At 67.0% G+C, this 21,838-nt stretch carries 20 protein-coding genes; 10 read left to right on the plus strand and 10 right to left on the minus strand.

Features of this window, described 5'->3' with window-relative positions:
• Positions 1-49: 49 nt before the first annotated feature.
• The 3 genes from G6N55_RS00160 (at position 50) to G6N55_RS00170 (ending at position 2,583) form a co-directional block, all read left to right on the plus strand.
• Complete coding sequence (locus G6N55_RS00160) at positions 50-1,108, plus strand: class I SAM-dependent methyltransferase (RefSeq protein WP_085224212.1); 1,059 nt, start codon at positions 50-52, stop codon at positions 1,106-1,108.
• 13 nt (positions 1,109-1,121) lie between these two features.
• The gene (locus G6N55_RS00165) at positions 1,122-1,943 is read left to right on the plus strand and encodes a serine hydrolase domain-containing protein (RefSeq protein WP_085224158.1); all 822 of its coding nucleotides are present in this window, start codon (positions 1,122-1,124) and stop codon (positions 1,941-1,943) included.
• 127 nt (positions 1,944-2,070) lie between these two features.
• Positions 2,071-2,583 carry a DUF3145 domain-containing protein gene (locus G6N55_RS00170; RefSeq protein WP_085224160.1) on the plus strand — a complete coding sequence of 171 codons (513 nt, stop codon included), beginning with the start codon at positions 2,071-2,073 and terminating at the stop codon, positions 2,581-2,583.
• Positions 2,584-2,591: 8 nt separating this feature from the next.
• On the opposite strand, the gene G6N55_RS00175 is transcribed toward G6N55_RS00170, so the two are convergent.
• The 3 genes from G6N55_RS00175 to G6N55_RS00185 form a co-directional block, all read right to left on the minus strand.
• A complete protein-coding gene (locus G6N55_RS00175) occupies positions 2,592-3,113 on the minus strand; it encodes an Rv2253 family sensor-like surface protein (RefSeq protein ID WP_085224162.1) in 522 nt (173 codons plus the stop codon).
• Positions 3,114-3,180: 67 nt separating this feature from the next.
• Entirely contained in the window at positions 3,181-4,092 is a 912-nt protein-coding gene (locus tag G6N55_RS00180; RefSeq protein ID WP_085224164.1) for a diacylglycerol kinase, read from the minus strand.
• Positions 4,089-5,675 (minus strand): FAD-binding oxidoreductase, encoded by a 1,587-nt coding sequence (locus tag G6N55_RS00185; RefSeq protein WP_139826969.1) that lies wholly within the window; start codon positions 5,673-5,675, stop codon positions 4,089-4,091. The genes G6N55_RS00180 and G6N55_RS00185 overlap by 4 nt, the downstream gene beginning before the upstream one ends.
• A 47-nt stretch (positions 5,676-5,722) precedes the next feature.
• On the opposite strand from G6N55_RS00185, the gene G6N55_RS00190 reads away from it, so the two are divergent.
• The 4 genes from G6N55_RS00190 to G6N55_RS00205 all read left to right on the plus strand — a co-directional run bounded on the left by G6N55_RS00190 (position 5,723) and on the right by G6N55_RS00205 (position 10,213).
• Entirely contained in the window at positions 5,723-6,295 is a 573-nt protein-coding gene (locus G6N55_RS00190; protein ID WP_085224168.1) for a TetR/AcrR family transcriptional regulator, read from the plus strand.
• Positions 6,292-7,821: a glycerol-3-phosphate dehydrogenase/oxidase gene (locus G6N55_RS00195; RefSeq protein ID WP_085224170.1), complete on the plus strand. Its 1,530-nt coding sequence runs from the start codon at positions 6,292-6,294 to the stop codon at positions 7,819-7,821. The genes G6N55_RS00190 and G6N55_RS00195 overlap by 4 nt, the downstream gene beginning before the upstream one ends.
• A 69-nt stretch (positions 7,822-7,890) precedes the next feature.
• On the plus strand, positions 7,891-8,523 hold the full coding sequence (locus G6N55_RS00200) for a TetR/AcrR family transcriptional regulator (protein ID WP_085224172.1): 633 nt from the start codon (positions 7,891-7,893) through the stop codon (positions 8,521-8,523).
• 79 nt (positions 8,524-8,602) lie between these two features.
• Entirely contained in the window at positions 8,603-10,213 is a 1,611-nt protein-coding gene (locus G6N55_RS00205; RefSeq protein ID WP_085224214.1) for an FAD-dependent monooxygenase, read from the plus strand.
• A 147-nt stretch (positions 10,214-10,360) separates the two neighbouring features.
• On the opposite strand, the gene G6N55_RS00210 is transcribed toward G6N55_RS00205, so the two are convergent.
• From G6N55_RS00210 to aceE, 7 genes are all read right to left on the minus strand, one after another.
• On the minus strand, positions 10,361-11,782 hold the full coding sequence (locus G6N55_RS00210) for an acyl-CoA carboxylase subunit beta (RefSeq protein WP_085224174.1): 1,422 nt from the start codon (positions 11,780-11,782) through the stop codon (positions 10,361-10,363).
• 48 nt (positions 11,783-11,830) lie between these two features.
• The gene (gene kasB, locus G6N55_RS00215) at positions 11,831-13,084 is read right to left on the minus strand and encodes a 3-oxoacyl-ACP synthase KasB (RefSeq protein ID WP_085224176.1); all 1,254 of its coding nucleotides are present in this window, start codon (positions 13,082-13,084) and stop codon (positions 11,831-11,833) included.
• Positions 13,085-13,110: 26 nt separating this feature from the next.
• Positions 13,111-14,361, minus strand: coding sequence for a 3-oxoacyl-ACP synthase KasA (gene kasA, locus G6N55_RS00220; RefSeq protein WP_085224178.1), 1,251 nt, complete (start codon positions 14,359-14,361; stop codon positions 13,111-13,113).
• Positions 14,358-14,705, minus strand: a complete 348-nt coding sequence (gene acpM / locus G6N55_RS00225) for a meromycolate extension acyl carrier protein AcpM (protein WP_085224180.1) — start codon at positions 14,703-14,705, stop codon at positions 14,358-14,360. The genes kasA and acpM overlap by 4 nt, the downstream gene beginning before the upstream one ends.
• Positions 14,706-14,786: 81 nt before the next feature.
• Positions 14,787-15,695 carry an ACP S-malonyltransferase gene (locus G6N55_RS00230; protein ID WP_085224182.1) on the minus strand — a complete coding sequence of 303 codons (909 nt, stop codon included), beginning with the start codon at positions 15,693-15,695 and terminating at the stop codon, positions 14,787-14,789.
• A 140-nt stretch (positions 15,696-15,835) separates the two neighbouring features.
• Positions 15,836-17,161: a PucR family transcriptional regulator gene (locus tag G6N55_RS00235; RefSeq protein WP_085224184.1), complete on the minus strand. Its 1,326-nt coding sequence runs from the start codon at positions 17,159-17,161 to the stop codon at positions 15,836-15,838.
• 154 nt (positions 17,162-17,315) lie between these two features.
• Entirely contained in the window at positions 17,316-20,105 is a 2,790-nt protein-coding gene (gene aceE / locus G6N55_RS00240) for a pyruvate dehydrogenase (acetyl-transferring), homodimeric type (protein WP_085224186.1), read from the minus strand.
• Positions 20,106-20,277: 172 nt separating this feature from the next.
• On the opposite strand from aceE, the gene G6N55_RS00245 reads away from it, so the two are divergent.
• The 3 genes from G6N55_RS00245 to G6N55_RS00255 all read left to right on the plus strand — a co-directional run bounded on the left by G6N55_RS00245 (position 20,278) and on the right by G6N55_RS00255 (position 21,838).
• Positions 20,278-20,868 (plus strand): hypothetical protein, encoded by a 591-nt coding sequence (locus G6N55_RS00245; RefSeq protein ID WP_085224188.1) that lies wholly within the window; start codon positions 20,278-20,280, stop codon positions 20,866-20,868.
• Between the two features lie 86 nt (positions 20,869-20,954).
• Positions 20,955-21,377: a DUF3052 domain-containing protein gene (locus G6N55_RS00250; protein WP_044506655.1), complete on the plus strand. Its 423-nt coding sequence runs from the start codon at positions 20,955-20,957 to the stop codon at positions 21,375-21,377.
• On the plus strand, positions 21,377-21,838 hold the full coding sequence (locus G6N55_RS00255) for a peroxiredoxin (RefSeq protein WP_085224190.1): 462 nt from the start codon (positions 21,377-21,379) through the stop codon (positions 21,836-21,838). The genes G6N55_RS00250 and G6N55_RS00255 overlap by 1 nt, the downstream gene beginning before the upstream one ends.

The following is a 21,838-nucleotide window of genomic DNA, read 5'->3' on the forward strand; positions in this document are numbered from 1 at the left end:
ATCTCCCGTCGGGCTGTCCACCCATAAACCGGGTGTAGCGTCCGTGAGCGTGACGGCTGTGGAGAATGTCGAAGAATTCGCCGGACGCGTGGTCTCGGCAATCGACGATGCGAGCCTGGTAATCCTGCTGAGTATCGGACACCAAACGGGCCTGCTGGACACGATGGCCGAAGTCGGGCCGGCCACCAGCGCGCAGCTCGCCGACGCGGCGGGCCTCAACGAGCGCTACGTCCGGGAGTGGTTGGGCGGCATGACGACCGGGCATGTCGTCGACTACGACGCCGACACCGGAACCTACTCGCTGCCCACCCATCGTGCGGCGGTGCTGACCCGTGCCGCCGGCCCGGACAACCTGGCCGTGGTGGCCATGTTCCTTCCGCAGCTCGGCGAGGTCGAGCAGAAAATCCTCGGCTGCTTCCGCGAGGGTGGTGGGCTGCCGTACAGCGAGTTCCCGCGTTTCCACGCGCTGATGGCCGAGCAAAGTGCGGCGGTGTTCGACATCGCGCTCGTCGACGTCGTGCTGCCGTTGGTCGAGGGCTTGCCGGACCGCCTGCGCTCCGGTGCCGACGTCGCCGATTTCGGGTGCGGCAGCGGACACGCGATCAACGTGATGGCACAGGCGTTCCCGGCGAGCCGCTTCACCGGTATCGACTTCTCCGAGGAGGCCATCGCGACCGGCGTCGTCGAGGCGGCTCGCCTGGGTCTGACCAATGCGACTTTCGAGAGCCACGATCTGACCGAGCTGGACAAGGCGGACGCCTACGACGTCATCACGGTGTTCGACGCCATCCACGATCAGGCGCAGCCGGCGCGGGTGCTGGAGAACATCCATCGCGCGCTGCGACCCGGTGGCGTGTTCTTGATGGCCGACATCAAGGCATCCAGCCGGCTCGAGGAGAACGTCGACGTCCCCATGAGCACCTACCTCTACACCGTGTCGCTGATGCACTGCATGACGGTGTCGCTGGCACTGGACGGCGCCGGGCTCGGAACGGCCTGGGGCACGCAGCTGGCCACCTCGATGCTCGTCGACGCCGGGTTCGACGACGTCCGGGTGCTCGAGATCGAATCCGACCCGATCAACAACTACTACATCGCGACGAAGTGACGCGCCCGCTTTGATGGCAGCGCTCGATCTACTCGACGACTGGCCGGTGTCGGCTGCCGCCGCGGCGGTGATCGGACCCGCCGGCGTGCTGGCCACCCACGGCGACACCGAGCGGGTGTTCACGCTGGCGTCGGTGACCAAGCCGTTGGTCGCTCGCGCGGCGCAGGTCGCGGTCGAGGAGGGCGTCGTCGAGCTGGACACCCCGGCCGGTCCGCCCGGCTCGACGGTCCGCCACCTGCTGGCGCACGCGTCGGGCCTGGCAATGCTGGACGGACGGGTGCTGGCCAAGCCCGGCACCCGGCGCATGTATTCCAACTACGGCTTCACGGTGCTGGCCGAAACCATCGAGCGCGAGTCGGGCATCGACTTCGGCCGCTATCTCGCCGAGGCGGTGTGCGAGCCGCTGAACATGCGCGCCACCCGGCTGGACGGTGGCGCGGCGGAGGCCGGCTTCGGGGCGACCTCGACGGTCGTCGACCTGGCGGCGTTCGCCGGCGACCTGTTGTGCCCGTCGACCGTCTCGGCGGAGCTGCACGCCGAGGCGACGACCGTGCAATTTCCCGGCCTGGACGGGGTGCTGCCCGGCTACGGCGTGCAGCGGCCCAACGATTGGGGCCTGGGTTTCGAAATCCGGGACGGCAAATCGCCGCACTGGACGGGGGCGCGCAACTCGGCGCGAACCTACGGCCACTTCGGCCAGGCAGGCGGCTTCATCTGGGCAGATCCCGACGCGGAGCTGGTGCTGGTGGCCCTGACGGACCGCGATTTCGGCGACTGGGCGCTCGACTTGTGGCCGGCCGTCGCCGACGCGGTGCTACTCCAATACATCAAATAGGCATCGAGCACTAGCGCAACACGGGTATCACAGGGCACAATAGACACGCACGAAACAAAAGCATCTGCACGTCGGTTCGCCAGGTCGTTGGGGAAGACGTCCCTCGTGGAACCGAAGGAGCAGGTAGATGCGTGCGTCGAACCAATTTGCCGACGTGACGGCTGGTGTGGTGTACGTCCACGCCTCGCCCGCGGCGGTATGCCCGCATGTCGAGTGGGCGTTGTCATCGACCCTGCAGTCCAAGGCCAATTTGGTCTGGACACCGCAGCCGGCGATGCCCGGGCAGCTGCGTGCTGTCACCAACTGGGTCGGTCCGGTGGGTACCGGTGCCCGGTTGGCCAACGCGCTGCGGTCCTGGTCGGTGCTGCGGTTCGAGGTGACCGAGGACCCCAGCCCGGGAGTCGACGGCCACCGCTTCAGCCACACCCCGCAACTGGGCTTGTGGACCGGGGCGATGAGCGCCAACGGCGACATCATGGTCGGGGAGATGCGGCTGCGGTCGATGATGGCGCAGGGCGCCGACACGCTGGCCGCCGAGCTGGACTCGGTGCTGGGCACGGCGTGGGACGAGGCGCTCGAGGTCTACCGCGACGGCGGCGACGCCGGCGAAGTGACCTGGCTCAACCGGGGCGTCGGCTAAACCGCCGGCTAGACGGTTGGCGGCACCGTCGGCGGGTTCGCCGGGGCGGCCGACACCGGCATATCGACATTGCCCTGACACGCGCCGCTTTTGATGTCGGTGTGAAAGACGCCGGTCAGGACGCCGTTCGGCCCGGGCGTGTAGGCCGTGATCGATTTGGCCGGGTCGGATTCGGTTGTCCCGTCGGGCAATAGGCAGTCCCACTGCCAGGTCATCTCGCGCACCCACTGAGACCCATTCCAGGTGAATTCGATCGTCTTCGGCATGGAGTCGTTCTTGGGCGGTGGCGGGTCGTTCACCGTGGCGGTGCAGACATTGGCCGCGCACTTGGAGGTGATCGAGACGCTGGCCCGGTGGGCGAATTCGGGTTGTTTGGCCGCGATGCTGGTGCCGACCTTCGCGTTGGCGGACAGCGTCAGGATGTACTGCCCGTTCCAGAGTGGGTCGGCCGCCTGAGCGGGCGCCGCGGCTAGCGCGCCGCCCAGCGCGAGGGCCGCGGCGACAAGCGTAGTTGTGCGATGTCCCGACATCGTTCCTCCCAGGGCAGCGCTCCCGCGGCGCACGTCTGCCCTGATGTCGCTTTTGTCGCGGCAGTTGTTACACGGCCGGGCGCAGAATCTGCAGTGCGCCGGGCACCGCGGAGAGCTCCGCGGGCAGCAGGCACGCGAAGTCGCCGTCCGCGTAGACGTTGATGCCGGGGCATTCGACGTGGATTGTCTTGGCGCGCGCCGTGGTGACCTCGTCGAGTTCGACGTGCGTGCCCTTCAGCACGGTGGGGAACAGCCGGACGAATTTCGTCCGGGATGCGGTGTGCGCCATCGTGATGTCGAGCAGGCCGTCGGTGTAGTCGGCGTTCGGACAGATCAGCAGCCCGCCGCCGTAGCTTCGGGTATTTCCGAAGGCGGCCAGGGTGATATCGGCGTCGATCTCCTTGGTTCCGTCGAGCACCAAGCGGAACGGCAGCATCCGCAGTTGCGTGAGTTCGGCGAGCATCGCGACGTAGTAGCGCAGCCGTCCGTGCGGCCAGCTCATCCGGTTGGCGCGATCGGTGACCAGGGAATCGAATCCGGCGGCCGCCACGGTGCCGAACCACTTGTCCTGGCCCGTGCCGTCGCGAATCTTGCCGAGGTCGATCGTCTGGGTCCAGCCGTCGACGACGATGTCCGCGGCGGCCTCGGGATCCTTTGTGGGAATGCCGAATTCACGGGCATGATCGTTGCCGGTGCCCGCGGGGATGATGCCCAGCGGAATGTCGGTGCCCGCCAACACTTGTAGCGCGTTGGAGATCACGCCGTCGCCGCCGGTGGCTACCAGTGCGTCGGTGCCGCGTTCGATGGCCGCGGCGGCGAGATGCCGGGCGTCCTCGGCGTCGTCGCCGATGATCTCGTTGACCTCGACACCGCGAGCATGCAACCGGGCGATCGCGGCCTGCGCCGCCTGCACGGCGGTACCGTGCCCCGACAGCGGATTGGTCAGCGCGGTGACCTTGGCGATCTCGCGACGAATCACGGAATGAGCTTGCCGGGGTTGAGGATTCCCGCCGGATCCAGGGTCGCCTTGACCGCGCGCAACACCTGCACGCCCAGGTCGCCCACCTCGTCGCGCATCCAGGGCCGGTGATCGGCGCCGACCGCGTGGTGGTGAGTGATGGTGCCGCCGGTGGCGATGATCGCGTCCGACGCGGCCTTCTTGGCGGCCTGCCACTGCTCGATCGGGTTGCCGCGCTGCCCGGCGACGACGGTGAAGTACAACGACGCGCCGGTGGGATACACGTGCGAAATGTGGCACATCACCAGTGCCGGTGTCCCGGTTTCGGCCAACGCGGTGGTCAGCGCTTCGGTGACGGCGGCCTTGAGTGCCGGGACGTTCGACCAGTCGGTCGCGGTCTCCAGCGTCTCGCAGAGTGCACCTGCGGCGAGCAGCGAGTCCCGCAGATACGGCGCGCCGAACCGGCCGCGCTCCCAGGCCTGCGCGGGACCCTCGCCCAGCGACGTGCCGCCCTGGGCGTTGAGCAATTCGCGGGTTTCGGCGTGCCGGCTCTCGACGTGTTCCTTGGTGCCCTCGAAGACGGTGATGCCCAGGCAGCCGCCGGTGATCTGGTTTTCACCGATCGTCTCGGTGGTGGCCAGGTTGACTCCGGTCTCGGCCTCGTCGGACAGCCGAATCACGGTGGGGCCGGTCGCATTCTGGGTGACCGCCCGTAAGGCGGCCGCCCCGGTCGCGAAATCGGGGAACGACCAGGCTTCGTAGCTGACGGCTTCCGGCGCCGGGTGCACCCGCAGTCGCACCTGCGTGATCACGCCGAAGGTCCCCTCCGACCCGATCAGCAGCTGCCGCAGATCGGGGCCGGCGGCCGATTCGGGTCCGCGGCCCAGGTCCAGCGTCCCCGCCGGGGTGATCATCCGCAGCCCGCGGACCATGTCGTTGAACCGGCCGTAGCCGGCCGAATCCTGGCCGGAGGAGCGGGTGGCGGCGAAGCCGCCGATGGTGGCGTATTGGAAGCTCTGCGGGAAATGTCCGAGCGAGTAGCCACGCTCGCCGAGCAGGCGTTCGGCGTCCGGACCGGTGAGGCCCGCGCCCAGGACGGCCTGGCCGGACACCTCGTCGAGGGAGACCAGCTGATCGAAGCGGCGCAGATCGAGCGACACGACCGCGCCGAAATCGCCGCGGATGGGGTCGAGGCCCCCGACCACGCTGGTGCCGCCGCCGAACGGGACGACGGCGATGCCGTGCTCGGAGCAGTAGCGCAGGATTTCGCGGACGGCGTCTTCGCCGTCGGGACCGCCGGGCAGCAGGATCGCGTCGGGCGCGTCTTGAGCTGCGGCTTTTCGCTTCAGCAGGTCGAGAGTGGACTTGCCGCCGGCATGCAGCAATCGATCGCGATCGTCGGTGCGGCAATACTCGGCGCCGACGATCGCGGCGAGCGCGTCTTTGTCGGCTTGGGACAGCGCCGACGGACGCAGCTGCACCTGGTCGGGGGCGAGCTCGGCGTGCTCCGAGTCGTCCAGGCCGACCGCCTGTTTCAGCAGCGACCGGATGCCGTCGGAGAGTGGTTTGGCGCTGGCGGGATCTCCCCACGCGTTCCATTTCATCGGCGGGAGGAGTTGCTCGGATTGCGTCATGCGTTACAGTATTACATATGCTGTCAATTAGTAACGCAGGTTTGGACGTGGGCGAGCGGATCCTCGCGGCGGCCGCCAGCTGTGTGGTCGATTTCGGGGTGGACCGGGTGACGCTCGCCGAGATCGCGCGGCGCGCGGGCGTGAGCCGGCCGACCGTGTACCGCCGCTGGCCGGACACGCCGTCGATCGTGGCGGCGCTGCTGACCCAGCGGATCACCGATGTGATGGCCGACGCGCCATTGCTGGGCGAGGATCGCGAATCGCTGGTGCGCCAAATCGTTTCAGTGGCCGACCTGTTGCGCCGCGACGAGTTGATCATGTCGGTGATGCACTCGCACCTGGCGCCGATCTACATCACCGAACGCCTCGGCGAAAGCCAGCAGATGTTGATCGGCGCGCTGGCCGAGCGGTTGCGGGTGGCCCAGCGCCAGGGCAGCGTGCGCGCGGGCGATCCGCTGCGGCTGGCCACGATGGTGTTGCTGATCGCGCAGTCGACCATTCAGTCCGAGCGGATCGTGCGCCCGATCCTCGACGCCGACGCGCTGGCCACCGAACTCGCCCACTCGCTGAACGGATACCTGTCGTCATGACCGCTTTGAATGCCGCGCGCCGCACCGCCGACCTGACTGCGCTGGCCGACGGCGCGCCGTTGGACGTGCTGGTGATCGGCGGCGGCATCACCGGGGTGGGGATTGCGCTGGATGCCGCGTCGCGCGGGCTGCGCGTGGCGCTGGTGGAGAAGCGCGATCTGGCGTTCGGCACCAGCCGCTGGAGTTCCAAATTGGTCCACGGCGGGCTGCGCTACCTGGCGACCGGCAACGTGGGAATCGCCCGGCGCAGCGCTATCGAGCGCGGAATCCTGATGACGCACAACGCCCCTCATCTCGTGCACGCGATGCCGCAATTGGTTCCGTTGCTGCCGTCGATGAGTCACCCCAAGCGCGCGCTGGTGCGCGCGGGGTTCCTCGCCGGTGATGCCCTGCGGGTGCTGGCCGGTACCTCGTCGTCGACCCTGCCGCGCTCGCGCCGGGTGTCCGCCGCGCGGGTGGTGGAGATGGCGCCGACGGTGCGCCGCGACGGCCTCGACGGTGGATTGCTGGCCTACGACGGGCAGTTGATCGACGACGCGCGCCTGGTCACCGCGGTTGCACGCACCGCGGCCCAGCACGGCGCCCGGATCCTCACCTACGTCGAGGTATCCGAGGCGACCGGCACCTCGGCGCGGTTGACCGATCGGCGCACCGGGCAGTCGTTCGACGTGTCGGCCGCCGCGGTGATCAACGCGGCCGGGGTGTGGGCGGGGGAGATCGACGGCTCACTGCGGTTGCGGCCCAGCCGGGGCACCCACCTGGTCTTCGATGCCAGTGCGTTCGGGAATCCGACTGCGGCGCTGACGATTCCGATTCCCGGCGAGCTCAATCGTTTCGTGTTCGCGATGCCCGAACAGTTGGGCCGGGTCTACCTCGGGCTCACCGACGAGGCCGCGCCCGGTCCGATTCCCGATGTGCCGGAGCCGTCTTCGGGCGAGGTGGAGTTCCTGCTCGACACCGTGAACACCGCGCTGGGGACCGCGCTGCGGGCCACCGATGTGATCGGTGCCTACGCCGGCCTGCGGCCGTTGATCGACACCGGGGAGGGCCGCACCGCCGACGTGTCGCGCGAGCACGCCGTCGTCGAGTCGCCGTCCGGGGTCATCAGCGTGATCGGCGGCAAGCTGACCGAATACCGCTTCATGGCCGAGGATGTGCTGGACCGTGCCGTCGCCCTGCGTGGGCTGCGGGCCTCTGATTGCCGGACCCGCAGCCTACCGCTGATCGGCGCGCCGGCCAATCCCGGGCCGGTCGCGGGTCCGACGGATGGGCTGCCCGCGTCACTGGTGGCCCGTTACGGTGCCGAGTCGCCCTGCGTCGTCGCGAGCGCTCGTTGCGAGCGTCCGACCGAGCCGGTCGCCGAGGGTATCGACGTGACTCGCGCGGAGTTCGAATACGCCGTCACTCACGAGTGCGCCCTCGACGTCGACGACATCCTCGATCGCCGCACCCGCATTGGCCTGGTGCCTGCCGACCGCGAGCGGGCGTCGGCCGTCGCTGCCGAATTCCTGGCGGGCGTGGGCTGAAGTGGGTCGGGCGATTGCGGCGACGGATACCATAGAACGGAACTAGTTCGTTTCGGTTAGGAGGCGCGCATGGAGTTGGAACGCGGCCAGGCAGCGCCCACTTCGCGCCGGGCTCGAAGCAGAGGACGCCTCGATCGTTCGTTGGACACGGCCATCCTCGACGCGACGCTGCAGGGTGTGGCCGAAGCGGGCTATGACCGATTGAGCATGGACGATGTCGCGTCGCGCGCCGGCGTCGGGAAGGCGGCGATATATCGTCGCTGGCCGTCGAAGGCCGTGGTGGTTGCCGACGCTATCGCGCACTGGAGACGGCGACTGGGACCCGTCGAGCCGCCCAACACCGGGAGCCTCCGCGGCGACATAGACGCGCTGATTGCCACCACACCTGACCTGGATGATGCTGATTCGCACATGATTCGGGTGGTTGTCGGGGTGGCGACGGCAGCCATGCACAACCCCATCCTGGCGGCTGCCCTGGACGACCTTGTGTTATCCACTCCGCGGCAGGTGGTCAGGGCGATACTCGACCATGCGCTGGCACGTGGGGAGATTCCGGCGGGCCGTGACCTGAGCCTGATCCCCGACGTCGCGTTAGGCCTCAACGTACTTCGGGTGATCACGGGACGGCCGATCGACCGCGTCTATGTCCGGCGTGTGCTCGAAGACGTCATCTTGCCGCTTGCCGGCGGACCGGCGCCGTAGGTATTGCGCCTTCCATCGCCGCGTGCCACATTGGAGCTTATACGGAACTATCTAGTTCCGTCTTAATGGGGAGATGGCGATGGATGTGAAGCATGTTCCGGTGCTGATCGTCGGTGCCGGCGCCGCCGGCCTGGCCACCTCTGCGCTGCTCGCCAAACACGGTGTCGGCTCGCTACTGGTCGAAAAGCGCAGTGAGGTGTTCATTTATCCGAAAGCGCGCAACTTGAGCTTCCGCAGCCTGGAGATCCTGCGCGGGCTGGGACTGGCTGACGAGGTCCACGCGATTGCCCAGGGTGTTTCGGCCATGGTGAGCAGGCCGACGCTCAACAGTGCTGAAGAGCATCAGGCGTTCGATGTCGACGCGATCTTCTCGCCATTCAAAGATCTGAGCCCCGAGCCCGGCGGCCAATACTGTCCCCAGAGCGCGTTGGAACCGATCCTGCTCGCGCACATCCGTCGCGGCGGCAGCCAGGCGCGCTACAACACGGAGTTGGGCTCGTTCGTACCGGACGAAAACGGAGTCACTGCGGTGGTACGCGATCGGCAGTCGGGCACAACGGAGACGGTGCGCGCCGACTATCTCGTCGCCGCCGACGGCGTGCACAGCCCGGTCCGCGACGCACTTGGCGTGACGACCTCCGGCTGCGGGGCGCTACCGATCTATGTCGTCTTCGTCTACTTCCGCGGACCGTGGCGAAAGTTCGTCTCGAAGCTCGGCGACGGCGACGGCATCCAAGTCAAAAACCCGGATGTGGAGGGCATCTTTCTCCCGGTACGCGACGACTTCGGCATGTTCATCACCACATACTTTCCCGGCCTAGGGGAGACCGCCGATCAGTTCACCGCACAGCGGTGCGCAGAGCTACTGATCAAAGGGATTGGTGAGCCCATCGATATAGAAGTCATCGACGTTGCCCCGTGGCAGCCCTATGAGCAGGTGGCTGACCAGTTCCGCAGCGGTCGAGTCTTTCTCGTCGGCGACTCTGCTCACACAATGCCTCCATTCAAGGCCGGTGGAGCAAACACCGCTGTCCAGAGTGCGCACAACCTGGCCTGGAAGCTGGCCGCCGTCCTGAACGGGTCCGCCGGCCCGGCGTTGCTGACCACCTACCACACCGAGCGATACCCGGTCGGGCGTTTCAATGCTCGTCAGTCGCTCACGGGACCATCGCTGGCCTTCCTCCGGTTGGACGACAACCGGCCGCAACTGTCGGCGGGCGAAGAGGCGCCGATGTTTCCCTTGCTGATCGGGTACCAATACCGTTCGGCCGCTGTGGTTTCCGATGATCCTGTTCCAGCGGATCCGCACGCCGTGTCACTGGTGGAGGAATTACACGGGCAACCGGGAACCCGTGTCCCGCACGCTTGGGTTGTCGACCGCGGAGAGCGGGTCTGCACCCTCGACTTGCTCGGTCCCGGCTTCACGCTGTTCACCGGAGACGACGACGCGGCATGGTCTGACGCCGCAGCCTCCGTCTCGGCGGACTTATGCGTCCCAATCAGATTGCAGCGTATCGGAACTGAGCTCGACGTCGACGGCTTCTGGTCTGCTGCAGCGGGACTCGCGCCGGACGAAGCGTTGTTGGTGCGCCCCGACGACTTCGTGGCCTGGCGCGCCGACAAGCTTCCGGACTCGCCGAAAAATGAACTCGGCCGGGTGCTGTGTCAGGTCCTCGCCCGGACGGCATGACCGGTAGCCGCTGATCACGATCCGGAAGGCCAGCTGCGTCAAGCGCTCTCGGCGATCCTCAGCCGCTAAAGGTGTCCGCGAGCATAACCAGGCTGCGAGTTTCAGCGCGAAATCTCGCAGTGGGTTAGGTTCGCGGGAAGGATGGGTTTACAGCGGGATGTTCTTGTGGCGGCCGCGACGCGCGGGTGCCTCCGCCAGGGCCGCGGTGAGCTTGCTGCGGGTGTGCGCCGGATCGATCTTCTCGTCGACCACGCCGATCTCGATGGCGCTGTCCACACCACCGGCGATCCGCTCGTGCTCGGCGGCCAACTCATCGTGCAGCGCTTCGCGCTCGTGGTCGGGCGCGGCGGCCAGCTTCTTCTTGTGCAGGATGCCGACCGCGGCCTTGGCGCCCATGACCGCCACTTCGGCGTCCGGCCAGGCGTACACCTTGGTCGCGTTCAGCGAGCGGGAGTTCATCGCAATGTAGGCCCCGCCGTAGGTCTTTCGGGTGACCAGCGTGACCCGCGGAACGGTTGCTTCACCGAACGCGTGCAGCAGTTTGGCGCCGCGGCGCACCACGCCGCCCCATTCCTGGTCGACACCGGGCAGGTAACCCGGCACATCGACGACCACGATCAGCGGAATCCCGAACGCGTCGCACAGCCGCACGAAACGTGCTGCCTTCTCGGCACTTTCGGAGTTCAGGCAGCCACCCAGCCGCAGCGGGTTGTTGGCCAGCACGCCGACCGTACGGCCGGACAACCGGCCCAGGCCGACCACCATCGACGGCGCCCAGTTGGCCTGGAACTCGTCGAACGGCGTCTCGTCGTCAAGGATCGCAGTCACGATCGGGTGCACGTCGTAGGCCCGGCGTGCCGACTCCGGCAGCAACGCGTGGATGTCGGTGTCACCGGCCTCGGCCTTGGTGCGGTCGAAATGCCCTTGCTGGCAGAACAATCCGACCAAGCGACGACCGCGCTCGTAAGCATCGAGCTCGTCGTCGGCGACGATGTGGCACACACCGGACTTCTTGTGGTGGGTTTCGGGCCCACCGAGCGAGCACATGTCCACGTCCTCGCCGGTAACGCTGCGCACCACGTCCGGCCCCGTGACGAACACCCGGCTTTCCGGCGCCATCACGATGACGTCGGTCAGCGCCGGCCCGTACGCGGCGCCGCCGGCGGCGAAGCCGACGACCACCGAGACCTGCGGGATGTAGCCGGACGCCCGAATCATCGCCTCGAACACCAAGCCCACCGCGTGCAGTGCCTTGACGCCCTCGGCCAGCCGGGCGCCACCGGAGTGCCAGATACCCACGATCGGGCTCTGCTCCTCGATGGCGGTGTCGTACGCGTTGACGATGTGCGTGCAGCCCTCGATGCCCATCGCACCGCCCATCACGGTGCCGTCCGTGCAAAAGGCAATGGTGCGAACGCCATTCACGGTTCCCGACGCCGCAAGCACGCCGGAACGGTCACGCTCGTGCAGCAGTTCGACGCTGCCGTCGTCAAAGAAGTTGCTCAGACGCAGCAACGGGTCGCGAGGGTCGAGCGATTCGCCGACCGCCTCGGGGGCCATGAGTGTCATCGCAGATCTCCTGTTTCCGGTGAGCTCGAGGGTTCAATACCGCTGGTTCTAATACCGTCCAAAGGTGATCGCCACGTTGTGACCGCCGAATCCGAACGAGTTGTTAATCGCGAACCGGTAGTTACCCGGCCGCGGCTTACCCGCCACCACGTCCAAATCGATTTCTGGATCGAGGTTTACCAAATTCAGTGTCGGCGGGATGACCTGCTCCCGCAACGCGAGGACCGTCAAGATCGATTCCAATGCGCCGACCGCGCCGACCGAGTGGCCCAGCGCCGCCTTGGGCGCGTAGACCGCGGGGTGGTTGCTGCCCAACGCGCGGTTGATGGCCTTGCCCTCGGCCAGGTCGCCGACCTGGGTGCCGGTGGCGTGGGCGTTGACGTGGTCGATTTCGGCTGGGGTGATGCCCGCGAGCTGGATCGCCCGCGTGATCGCATGCCCGGCACGTTCGCCGTTGGGGTCCGGTGCCACCATGTGGAACCCGTCCGACGTCACGCTGGCCCCCATGATCCGGGCCAGAATGTTGGCGCCCCGGGCCTTCGCGTGCTCCTCGGTCTCGATGACCATCAGCGCGCCGGCCTCACCGAACACAAAACCGTTGCGGTCCTTGTCGAATGGGCGACAAGCACCGGCGGGGTCGTCGTTGGTGGTCGACATCACGACGCGCATCGCGGCGAACGCCGCGATCGGCACCGCCTCGATCTGCGTCTCGACGCCACCGCAGATCGCGATGTCGGCTTCACCCAGCACGATCTGCTGCCAGGCCCGGGCGATGCCCTCGCAACCGGACGCACACGCCGAAATCGGCGTCATGACACCGGCCTTGGCTTGCCGTTCCAGCCCGACCGCCGCGGCCGCGCCGTTGGGCATGTATTTCTGCACGCCCAACGGGGAGACCGCTTTCATGCCGCGCTCGCGCATGTCGTCGTAGCTGAAGACCAGCTCCTCGGACGAGCCGAGACCGGTACCGATCGACACCGCCAACCGGTTGGTGTCGACTTCGGGGGAACCGGCGTTCTCCCACACCCGGCGGCCCAAAATGGTGGACATTCGCTGCAGGTAACCGGTGCGACGCAGCTCGATGCGCGTGAGCTGACTGTCGAACTCCTCCACGAGATGCCCGCCAATACGAACCGGCAGGTTGTACTCCTCGATGAACGGGTCGGTGAGGGTGCGGATTCCACTCTGGCTGTCCAGCAACAACTTCCAGGTGTCTTCCACATCGGGCGCCAAGGCAGTCGTCGCGGCAATGCCGGTGACGACCACATTGGGGAAGGCTTTCCCCGTAACCAGCTCTGTCATGGGAGTGGCGAACGTTCCTCTCGTGCTCAGTAACGCCCGAAGGCGAGGGCCACGTTGTGGCCGCCGAACCCGAATGAGTTATTGATCGCGTATTGGAAATCGCCGGTGCGAGGTTCGCCCGCGACGATATCCAGCGCGATCTCCGGATCGGGTGTTTCGTAGTTGAGGGTTGGCGGAATGACGCCATCCCGCAGTGACAGCACCGTGAGCACCGACTCGAGCGCCCCGACCGCGCCGATAGAGTGCCCCAGCGCCGACTTCGGCGCATACACGGCGGCCCGCTCGCATCCGGCGACCCGGATGGCATTGGCCTCTGCGGTGTCGCCGATCGGCGTCGCCGTCCCGTGTGCGTTCACGTGGTCGATGTCCTTGGCGGATACGCCCGCCAGTTCCAGCGAGCGAGTCATCGCGCGACCGGCGCGCACGCCGTCCGCAGCGGGCGCCACCATGTGGAAAGCGTCCGAGGTGATACCGGCACCCATCAGCCGGGCCAACGGCTTGGCGCCACGGGCCTTGGCGTGCTCTTCGGTCTCGATGAGCATCAGCGCACCTGCCTCGCCGAACACGAAGCCGTCGCGGTCCTTGTCGAACGGCCGCGACGCACGCTCGGGCTCGTCGTTGCGAGTCGACATGGCCCGCATCATCGAGAACGCCGCGATGGGCAGCGCCTCGATCGGTCCCTCGACACCGCCGCAGACGGCGACCTCGGCGTCACCCATGACGATCTGGCGCCACGCGTGAGCGATGGCCTCGGAGCCCGACGAACACGCCGACACCGGGGTGATGACCCCGGCCCGCGCTCCGAGCTCCAGACCGACCACGGCAGCCGCGCCGTTGGGCATGATCATCTGAACGGCGAGCGGCGACACCTTGCGGGGGCCGCCCTCGTTCATCAGGTCATAGCTCTCGACGATCCGCTCGGCGCCGCCCAGTCCGGTGCCAACGACGACGGTGAACCGGTCCGGATCGAGCTCCGGGTTCCCGGCCGACTCCCACAGCTGGCCGCTGAGATATTTAGCCAGACGCTGGACATACGACATACGCCGCAGGTCCAGTCGTCCCATGTGGTTATCGATCGGCTCCTTGAGGTGCCCACCGATCTTGACGGGCAGATCCCATTTGTCGACGAATTCGTCTTCGAGGACGCGGATGCCGCTCTCGCCGGCCAGCAAGCCCTTCCACGTGCTCTCGATGTCCGGCGCGATCGATGTCGTCGCCGCGACAGCGGTTACCACAACACTGGGGTAACCGCCGTTAGCAGTGGAAGGCTTGGTCACTTGCTGTCCGCTTCCAGCCTCGCCTGGACGTTGGCAGCAGCCTCGGGGTTCTCGGCAACCAGCTTGGAGCGCAGCGCCTCGGCGGCCTCGGGGTTCTCTTCCTCGAGCTTCTGGATGTAGGAGACGACGTCACCGACGGTACGCAGACCGGCGAGGTCCTCGTCGGGGATCTTCACGCCGTACTTGTCTTCGGTCTGAACGGCGATTTCCACCATCGACAGCGAGTCGATGTCCAGGTCGTCGACGAAGGACTTCTCCGGGGTGACCTCGGAAGGCTCGATACCGGTGACCTCTTCGATGATCTCGGCGATACCGGCGATGATTTCTTCCTGGCTAACAGACACAGCCTTGATTCCCTTCGTAATGTGTTGAGTGCAAATCGGTTTGATGTGCTCTTATGCGGTTGTACCTAGCCGCGGCTGCCGTTAGATGTCGGCCAGCGCGTCCAGGTCTGCGGGTGTCTTGACGGCACGTACCGTCACCCCCCGAAGCTCTCGTTTGGCGATGCCGGCGAGCGTGCCCGCGGGCGGGAACTCCACAATCGCCTTGACATCGTGCTCGGCGATCGTCGCGGTGCACAGGTCCCACCGCACCGGCTGGATCAGCTGAGCGACCAGCGTTTCCATCGCCACCGCCGCCGTGGTGACCGGCTTTCCGTCGCGGTTGGACAGCAGCGTGGCAGTGGGCTCGGCAGTCGCGATGGCGGCCGCCGCGGCGGCGTAGCCGTCCATAGCGGACGCCATGTACTTGGTGTGAAACGCTCCGGCCACGCCGAGCGCGCGCACCCGGGCCTTGGCCGGCGGGTCTTCGGCGAGTTTTTCCAGCGCGGTCAGCGCGCCGGCGGCGACGATCTGCCCGGCCGCGTTGCGGTTGGCGGGGAACAGGTCGAGCTGCTCGAGGCGGGCCAGGACTTCGGTTTCGTCCCCGCCCAGCACCGCGGACATGCCGGTCGGCTCGGCGGCGCACGCCTTGGCCATCTCGGCGCCACGGGTGGCGGCCAGGGCGACGGCGTCATCGGCGGCGATCACGCCGGCGATCGCGTAGGCAGCGATCTCGCCGACCGAGTGACCGGCCACGATGAAGTCTTCGCCGGCCAGCACGCTGCGCTTGGTCAGCTCCTGGTGCGCGAGCAGGGTGGCCGCGACGACCAGTGGCTGAGTGACCGCCGTGTCGGTGATCTCTTCGTTCGACGCGGTGGTGCCCAGGCGGACCAGGTCCAGGCCGCTGGCCTTGGACCACAGAGTGATCTGCTCGGTCGCCCCCGGCAATTCCAGCCACGCCGAGAGCATTCCCTCGGTCTGCGAACCCTGTCCGGGCGCGAGTAATGCAATCACGTGTCTAAGAGAACACTGTGGAAACGGTTTTGGCGGGTGTAACAGATTATGAACCTCGTCTTAGGTTTTTGTAGGTACTCCACAAAACCGCTCGACAAGCTACGTATTTGATACCGCGCCGCGATCTGTTGCCTGGATCACTATCTCACAGATGACGCCGCGGAACCCCCTCTGACCCGCAGTGGAACCGCTGCTATCGCGCTGTTACCAACACTAGGCGGGCTGGTGGGGTAGTTGAGTTGGCCGACCGTCGCGGCCACTCGCAACACGTACGCATCGCGCGGTTGGGTGGGATCACGCCCGGTGAAGTCGGTGATGCGTTTGAGTCGATATCGCACGGTGTTTGGATGAACGAACAACTTGCGAGCGCAGGCCTCAATCGCGCCGCCGCAATCTAAGTAGGCATCAAGAGTTTCGATCAGCGTGGGCCCGGCGTCGGCCAGGGGCCCCATCACGTCGGTGTGCAGCGCGACGATGGCCGAGGCGTCTCCCATCAGGGCACGTTCCGGTAGCAGCTCTCGGGCGTGTACAGGGCGCGGCGCACCGGCCCAGCCGGGGGCGGCGTTCATCCCGGAGATGGCCTCGCTGGCGCTGTGATGGGCCGCGGTCAGCATCGGGGCGGTGGGCCCGATGACGACGGGGCCCTCGGCGAACGCGCTCAACAGATCGCCCAGAAACTTGTCGGTCGGCGACAACTGTCCCGACACGATGGCCACCAACCAGGTGCCGTGCACGTCGGTGAGGGCCGCGCGCCCGTGATGAGCGGCGGTGTCGCGGACGATCTGGCTGGCCCGCTCGCTGGCCACCTCGCCGTTGGTGTTGTCGCGGCTGGGCGCCGGGGTTCCGACCACGACCGTCGCCGGCGCGGTGGTGTCCCAGTTCAGCGCGGCCGCGCGGGACAACAGCTCGGGGCCGGTGTCGCCGCGCACCACCGCGTCGACGACGCTGGCCTCCATCCGGCTGTCCCAGCTGCCCCGCGCCTCGGCCGCGTCGGCATAGGCCGAGGCGAAGCTGAATGCCAGGTCGCGGCTGTATTTCAGGATGCCCACGGTGAGGGCGCTGAGCTGCTCCTCGGATCGGGCCAGCAGCGGCACGACTTCCTCGAAGAACTCCATGGTCACCCGCACCATGTCCACGCTGTGCCGCAGCGCGATCCGGCGGGTGAGCTCCTGGGGCACCAGCTCGAAGGCCTGCGCGGTGTAGCTGACGTTGCTGTGCGGGTCCTGCATCCACTCGACGAAGTTCACGACGGCGGTCTGTACCACCAGCGCCACGCTGGCCCGTTGGGACGCTTCCAGGTCGGCGAAGAACGGCAGTCGCTCGCCCATGGCCGTGACCGCCTCGGTTGCCAGCCGGCCGGAATACTGCTTGAGCCGCCGCAGCACGGACTCGGGGACCGTGTCCAAGGTCTCGAGTGGCGACCGCGGATGCTTGGCGAACGGGCCGGCGAACGGATTGTCATTCACCCCTAAAACCTACGCCCGATTTCTAGAACTTTCCGCCAAAGCAGGTCTCGGGGTGTGGCGGTGTCTCGCCACGGTCCTTGCCGAGCGTGAAGTTGGTTTCACGTTCGAACACGAGTGTGAGGTTAGTTTCGCACTCGGTGCGCGGCCGGGACGGCTAGGCCACGCCGGGGTCGGACGTCTGCTTGGGAGCGGCCTGCACGTCGTCGATCTTGTACTGACGGGCCGCCGCGACCGGCACCGACGGGTCGATCTCGCCGTCGCGGGCCAGCGCCTCAAGCACCGCCACGACCTGCGACTCCGCGTCGGTGTTGAAGAACCGCCGCGCCGCCGGGCGGGTGTCGGAGAACCCGAACCCGTCGGTGCCCAGCGTGACGTAGGTGCCGGGCACCCACGGCCGGATCTGCTCGGGCACTCCGCGCATCCAGTCCGATACGGCGATCACCGGCCCGGTGGTCCCTTCCAGCGCCTTCGTGATGTACGGGACGCCGGCCTGCTCGCCGGGGTGCCGCAGCTGAGCCCGCTGAATCGCCAGCCCGTCGCGGTTGAGCTCACCCCAGCTGGTCACCGACCACACGTCGGCGGCGACATCCCACTCGGCGGCCAGCATCTCGGCGGCCTTCACCGCCGACGGCATCGCGACGCCGGAGGCCAGGATCTGCGCGGTGTTGGTGCGTCGCTCGGGGGCCGCCTGATAGCGGTAGATCCCGCGCAGCACGCCCTCGGGATCCAGGTTGTGCGGCTGCGGCGGCTGCACATACGGCTCGTTGTAGATGGTGATGTAGAAGTAGATGTTCTCCGGGTTCTGGCCGAACATCCGGGCCAGCCCGCTCTCGACGATGTAGGCGATCTCGTAGGCGAACGCCGGGTCGTAGGAGACCACCGCCGGGTTGGTGGCGGCCAGCAGCAGCGAGTGACCGTCGGCATGCTGCAAGCCCTCACCGGTCAGGGTGGTGCGCCCCGCGGTGGCCCCCAGCACAAAGCCGCGGGCCATCTGGTCGGCCGCGGCCCACAGGCCGTCGCCGGTGCGCTGGAATCCGAACATCGAATAGAAGATGTAGAGCGGGATCATCGGCTCGTTGTGCGTCGCGTACGACGTACCGGCCGCGGTGAACGACGCCGTCGAGCCGGCCTCGTTGATGCCCTCGTGCAGGATCTGGCCGATTTCACTTTCCTTGTACGCCAACATCAATTCGGCGTCGACGGCGGTGTAGAGCTGGCCGAGGCGGTTGTAGATCTTCAGCGACGGGAACCACGAGTCCATGCCGAACGTGCGGGCCTCGTCGGGAATGATCGGCACGATGCGCGGGCCAATCTCCTTGTCCCGCATCACTTCTTTGAAGGTGCGCACCAGCGCCATCGTGGTGGCGACCTCTTGGTGCCCGGACCCCTTCTTCAGCGGGGCGTAGATGTCGCGGCTCGGCAGCTTGAGCACCTTGGCCTTCGTCGGGCGCTCGGGCAGGAAGCCGCCCAGCTGGCGGCGCCGGTCCAGCATGTAGCGGATCTCGGGGGCGTCGGGCCCGGGGTGGTAGTACGGCGGCAGGTAGGGGTCTTCCTCCAGCTGGGCGTCGCTGATCGGAATCCGGATGGCGTCGCGGAAGTACTTAAGGTCTTCTATCGCAAGCTTTTTCATCTGATGCGTGGCGTTGCGGCCCTGGAAGTGCGCGCCCAGCGAGTAGCCCTTGATCGTCTTGGCCAGGATCACCGTCGGCTGTCCCTTGTGGTCGACGGCGGCCCGGTAGGCGGCGTAGACCTTGCGGTAGTCGTGGCCGCCGCGCTTGAGGTTCCAGATCTCCGAATCGGTCATCGCCTCGACGAGCGCCTTGGTGCGCGGGTCGCGGCCGAAGAAGTGGTCGCGGACGTAGGCGCCGTCGTTGGCCTTGTAGGTCTGGTAGTCGCCGTCGGGCGTGGTGTTCATCAGATTCACCAGGGCGCCGTCGCGGTCGGCGTGCAGCAGGGCGTCCCACTCGCGGCCCCAGACCACCTTGATGACGTTCCAGCCGGCGCCGCGGAAGAACGACTCCAGCTCCTGGATGATCTTGCCGTTGCCGCGCACCGGGCCGTCGAGGCGCTGCAGGTTGCAGTTGATGACGAAGGTCAGGTTGTCCAGTGCCTCGTTCGCCGCCACCTGGATCAGGCCGCGGCTTTCCGGCTCGTCCATCTCGCCGTCGCCCAGGAATGCCCAGACGTGCTGGTCCGAGGTGTCCTTGATGCCACGGTCGTGCAGGTAGTGGTTGAAGCGGGCCTGGTAGATGGCGTTCATCGGGCCAAGGCCCATCGACACCGTCGGGAACTCCCAGAAGTCGGGCATCAGCCGCGGGTGCGGGTAGGACGGCAGCCCGCCGCCCGGATGGCTGTGCTCCTGGCGGAAGCCATCGAGCCGGTCCGCGGTCAGCCGGCCTTCCAGGAACGCGCGCGCGTAGATCCCCGGGGACGCGTGGCCCTGAATGAAGATCTGATCCCCGCCGCCGGGATGCTGCTTGCCGCGAAAGAAGTGGTTGAAGCCGACCTCGTACAGCGCCGCCGACGAGGCGTACGTCGAAATGTGGCCGCCCACGCCGATTCCCGGACGCTGAGCGCGGTGCACCATGATCGCGGCGTTCCACCGGATCCAGGCCCGGAAGCGACGTTCGACGTCCTCGTCGCCGGGGAACCACGGCTCCAGCTCGGTCGGGATGGTGTTGACGTAGTCGGTCGACGTGAGCGCCGGGATGGCAACCCGCTGTTCACCCGCTCGTTCCAGCAACCGCAACATCAGGTAGCGCGCCCGCGCCGGACCCGAGCGCTCCAGCAGCGCGTCGAAGGACTCGAGCCACTCCGACGTTTCCTCGGGATCGATGTCGGGCAGATACGACGCGACACCGTCTCGGATCACCCGGACGCGATCGGGTTCGCTTCCGTTGCTTGGGGTTTTGGCCAAATCGTGGCGCGCGAACTCGGTCGTCAACTTCCGCTCCTGCTGTCGGCGGTTTCCTGCATGCGTGTTCGTCTTCCTATCGTGCCGTACCGGCGCCTCGGGCGGGTAGCCGCAACCCCTTGGCTGGCGAACATCACTCGCCGACACGAAACCTCGGTGCGTTGAGGGCGCCGGCATTCGCCACCCGGTAACGTCAGAAACCGTGCTCACCGGATGGAAAGTCGTCCCTCGCAGGCGCGGGGGGCAGTTCCCCAAGCGTGGCGTGCTGGCGCTCGGCTGCATCGCCACCGCACTGATGGGCATCGTGGGATGTACCACCGTGACCAACGGCACGGCAACGCCCGATACGAAGGTGGCGCCGGCCTACCGGCAGTCCGTCTCGTCGTCGGTGTCGGCATCGATCGCGACGTCGAGCGTCCGCGAGTCTCAGCGGCAGCAATCGCTGACCACCAAGGCGGTGCGCAGCTCGTGCGACTCGCTGGCCACCACCAGCAAGGAAGCGATCGACAAGGTGAACGCCTATGTCGGGGCGTTCAACGGGGGCCGCGGCACCGGGCCGTTCGAGGGCCCGGCCATCGACGCGCTCAACAACAGCGCCTCGACGGTGGGCAACAACTTCAACGATGCGCTGTCATCGCAGTTGAAGGACGCGTTCAACGCGTACATCGACGCGGCGCACGGGGTGGCGAACGCGATCGGCACCCATGCGGGGACCGGCGAATTCAACCGTCGGGTCGATCAACTCAACGACACCAAGACCAAGGCGCTCAAACTCTGTCTGGCGTCCTTCTGAGGCGGAGTGTGAACCAGCTTCTGGCTGTGCGACGATAATCCCCAATCGCATGGCGCGCAGGGTTGTGTTGTCGAAGGAGGTCCACGGTGGTCGCGGCGGATGACGCCTCGAACTACGCTCGCAAGCTGGGCGTCCAACGAGATCAGGTTGTCCAGGAGTTTGGCTGGGACGAGGACACCGACGACAACATCCGCGCTGCGGTCGAGGAAGCCTGTGGCTCGGAGCTGCTCGACGAAGACACCGATGAGGTGGTCGACGTGGTGCTGCTCTGGTGGCGTGACGGCGACGGAGACCTGGTGGACACCCTGATGGACGCCATCAGCCCGCTGGCCGAGGACGGCGTGATCTGGGTGTTGACGCCCAAGACCGGCAAGCCGGGCCACGTGCTGCCCGCCGAGATCGCCGAGGCTGCTCCGACCGCCGGCCTGATGCCGACGTCGTCGGTCAACCTGGGCGACTGGAGCGCCAGCCGGCTGGTGCAACCGAAGTCGCGTGCCGGGAAGCGTTGATGCTGCCGGTCGGGACCACGGCCCCCGATTTCACTCTGCGCGACCAGAACCAGCAGCGCGTCGCCCTGAGTAGCTATCGCGGCGACAAGAACGTGCTGCTGGTGTTCTTTCCGTTGGCGTTCACCGGGATCTGCCAGGGTGAGCTGGACCTGCTGCGGGATCACCTGCCCGAATTCGAGAACGACGACAGCGTGGTGCTGGCGATCTCGGTGGGGCCACCGCCGACGCACAAGATCTGGTCCATCGAAAGCGGCTTCACGTTCCCGGTGCTGTCGGACTTCTGGCCACACGGCGAGGTTTCTCAAGAGTATGGCGTGTTCAACGACCACGCCGGCTACTCCAACCGTGGCACGTTCGTTGTCGACCGGTCCGGGATCATCCGGTTTGCCGAGATGAAAGAGCCTGGCGAGGCTCGTGATCAGCGACTGTGGACTCAGGCGCTGGAGGCGTTGCGGGCCTGA

Source organism: Mycobacterium florentinum (genome assembly GCF_010730355.1).
In the GTDB taxonomy this organism is placed as follows: Bacteria; Actinomycetota; Actinomycetes; order Mycobacteriales; family Mycobacteriaceae; genus Mycobacterium; species Mycobacterium florentinum.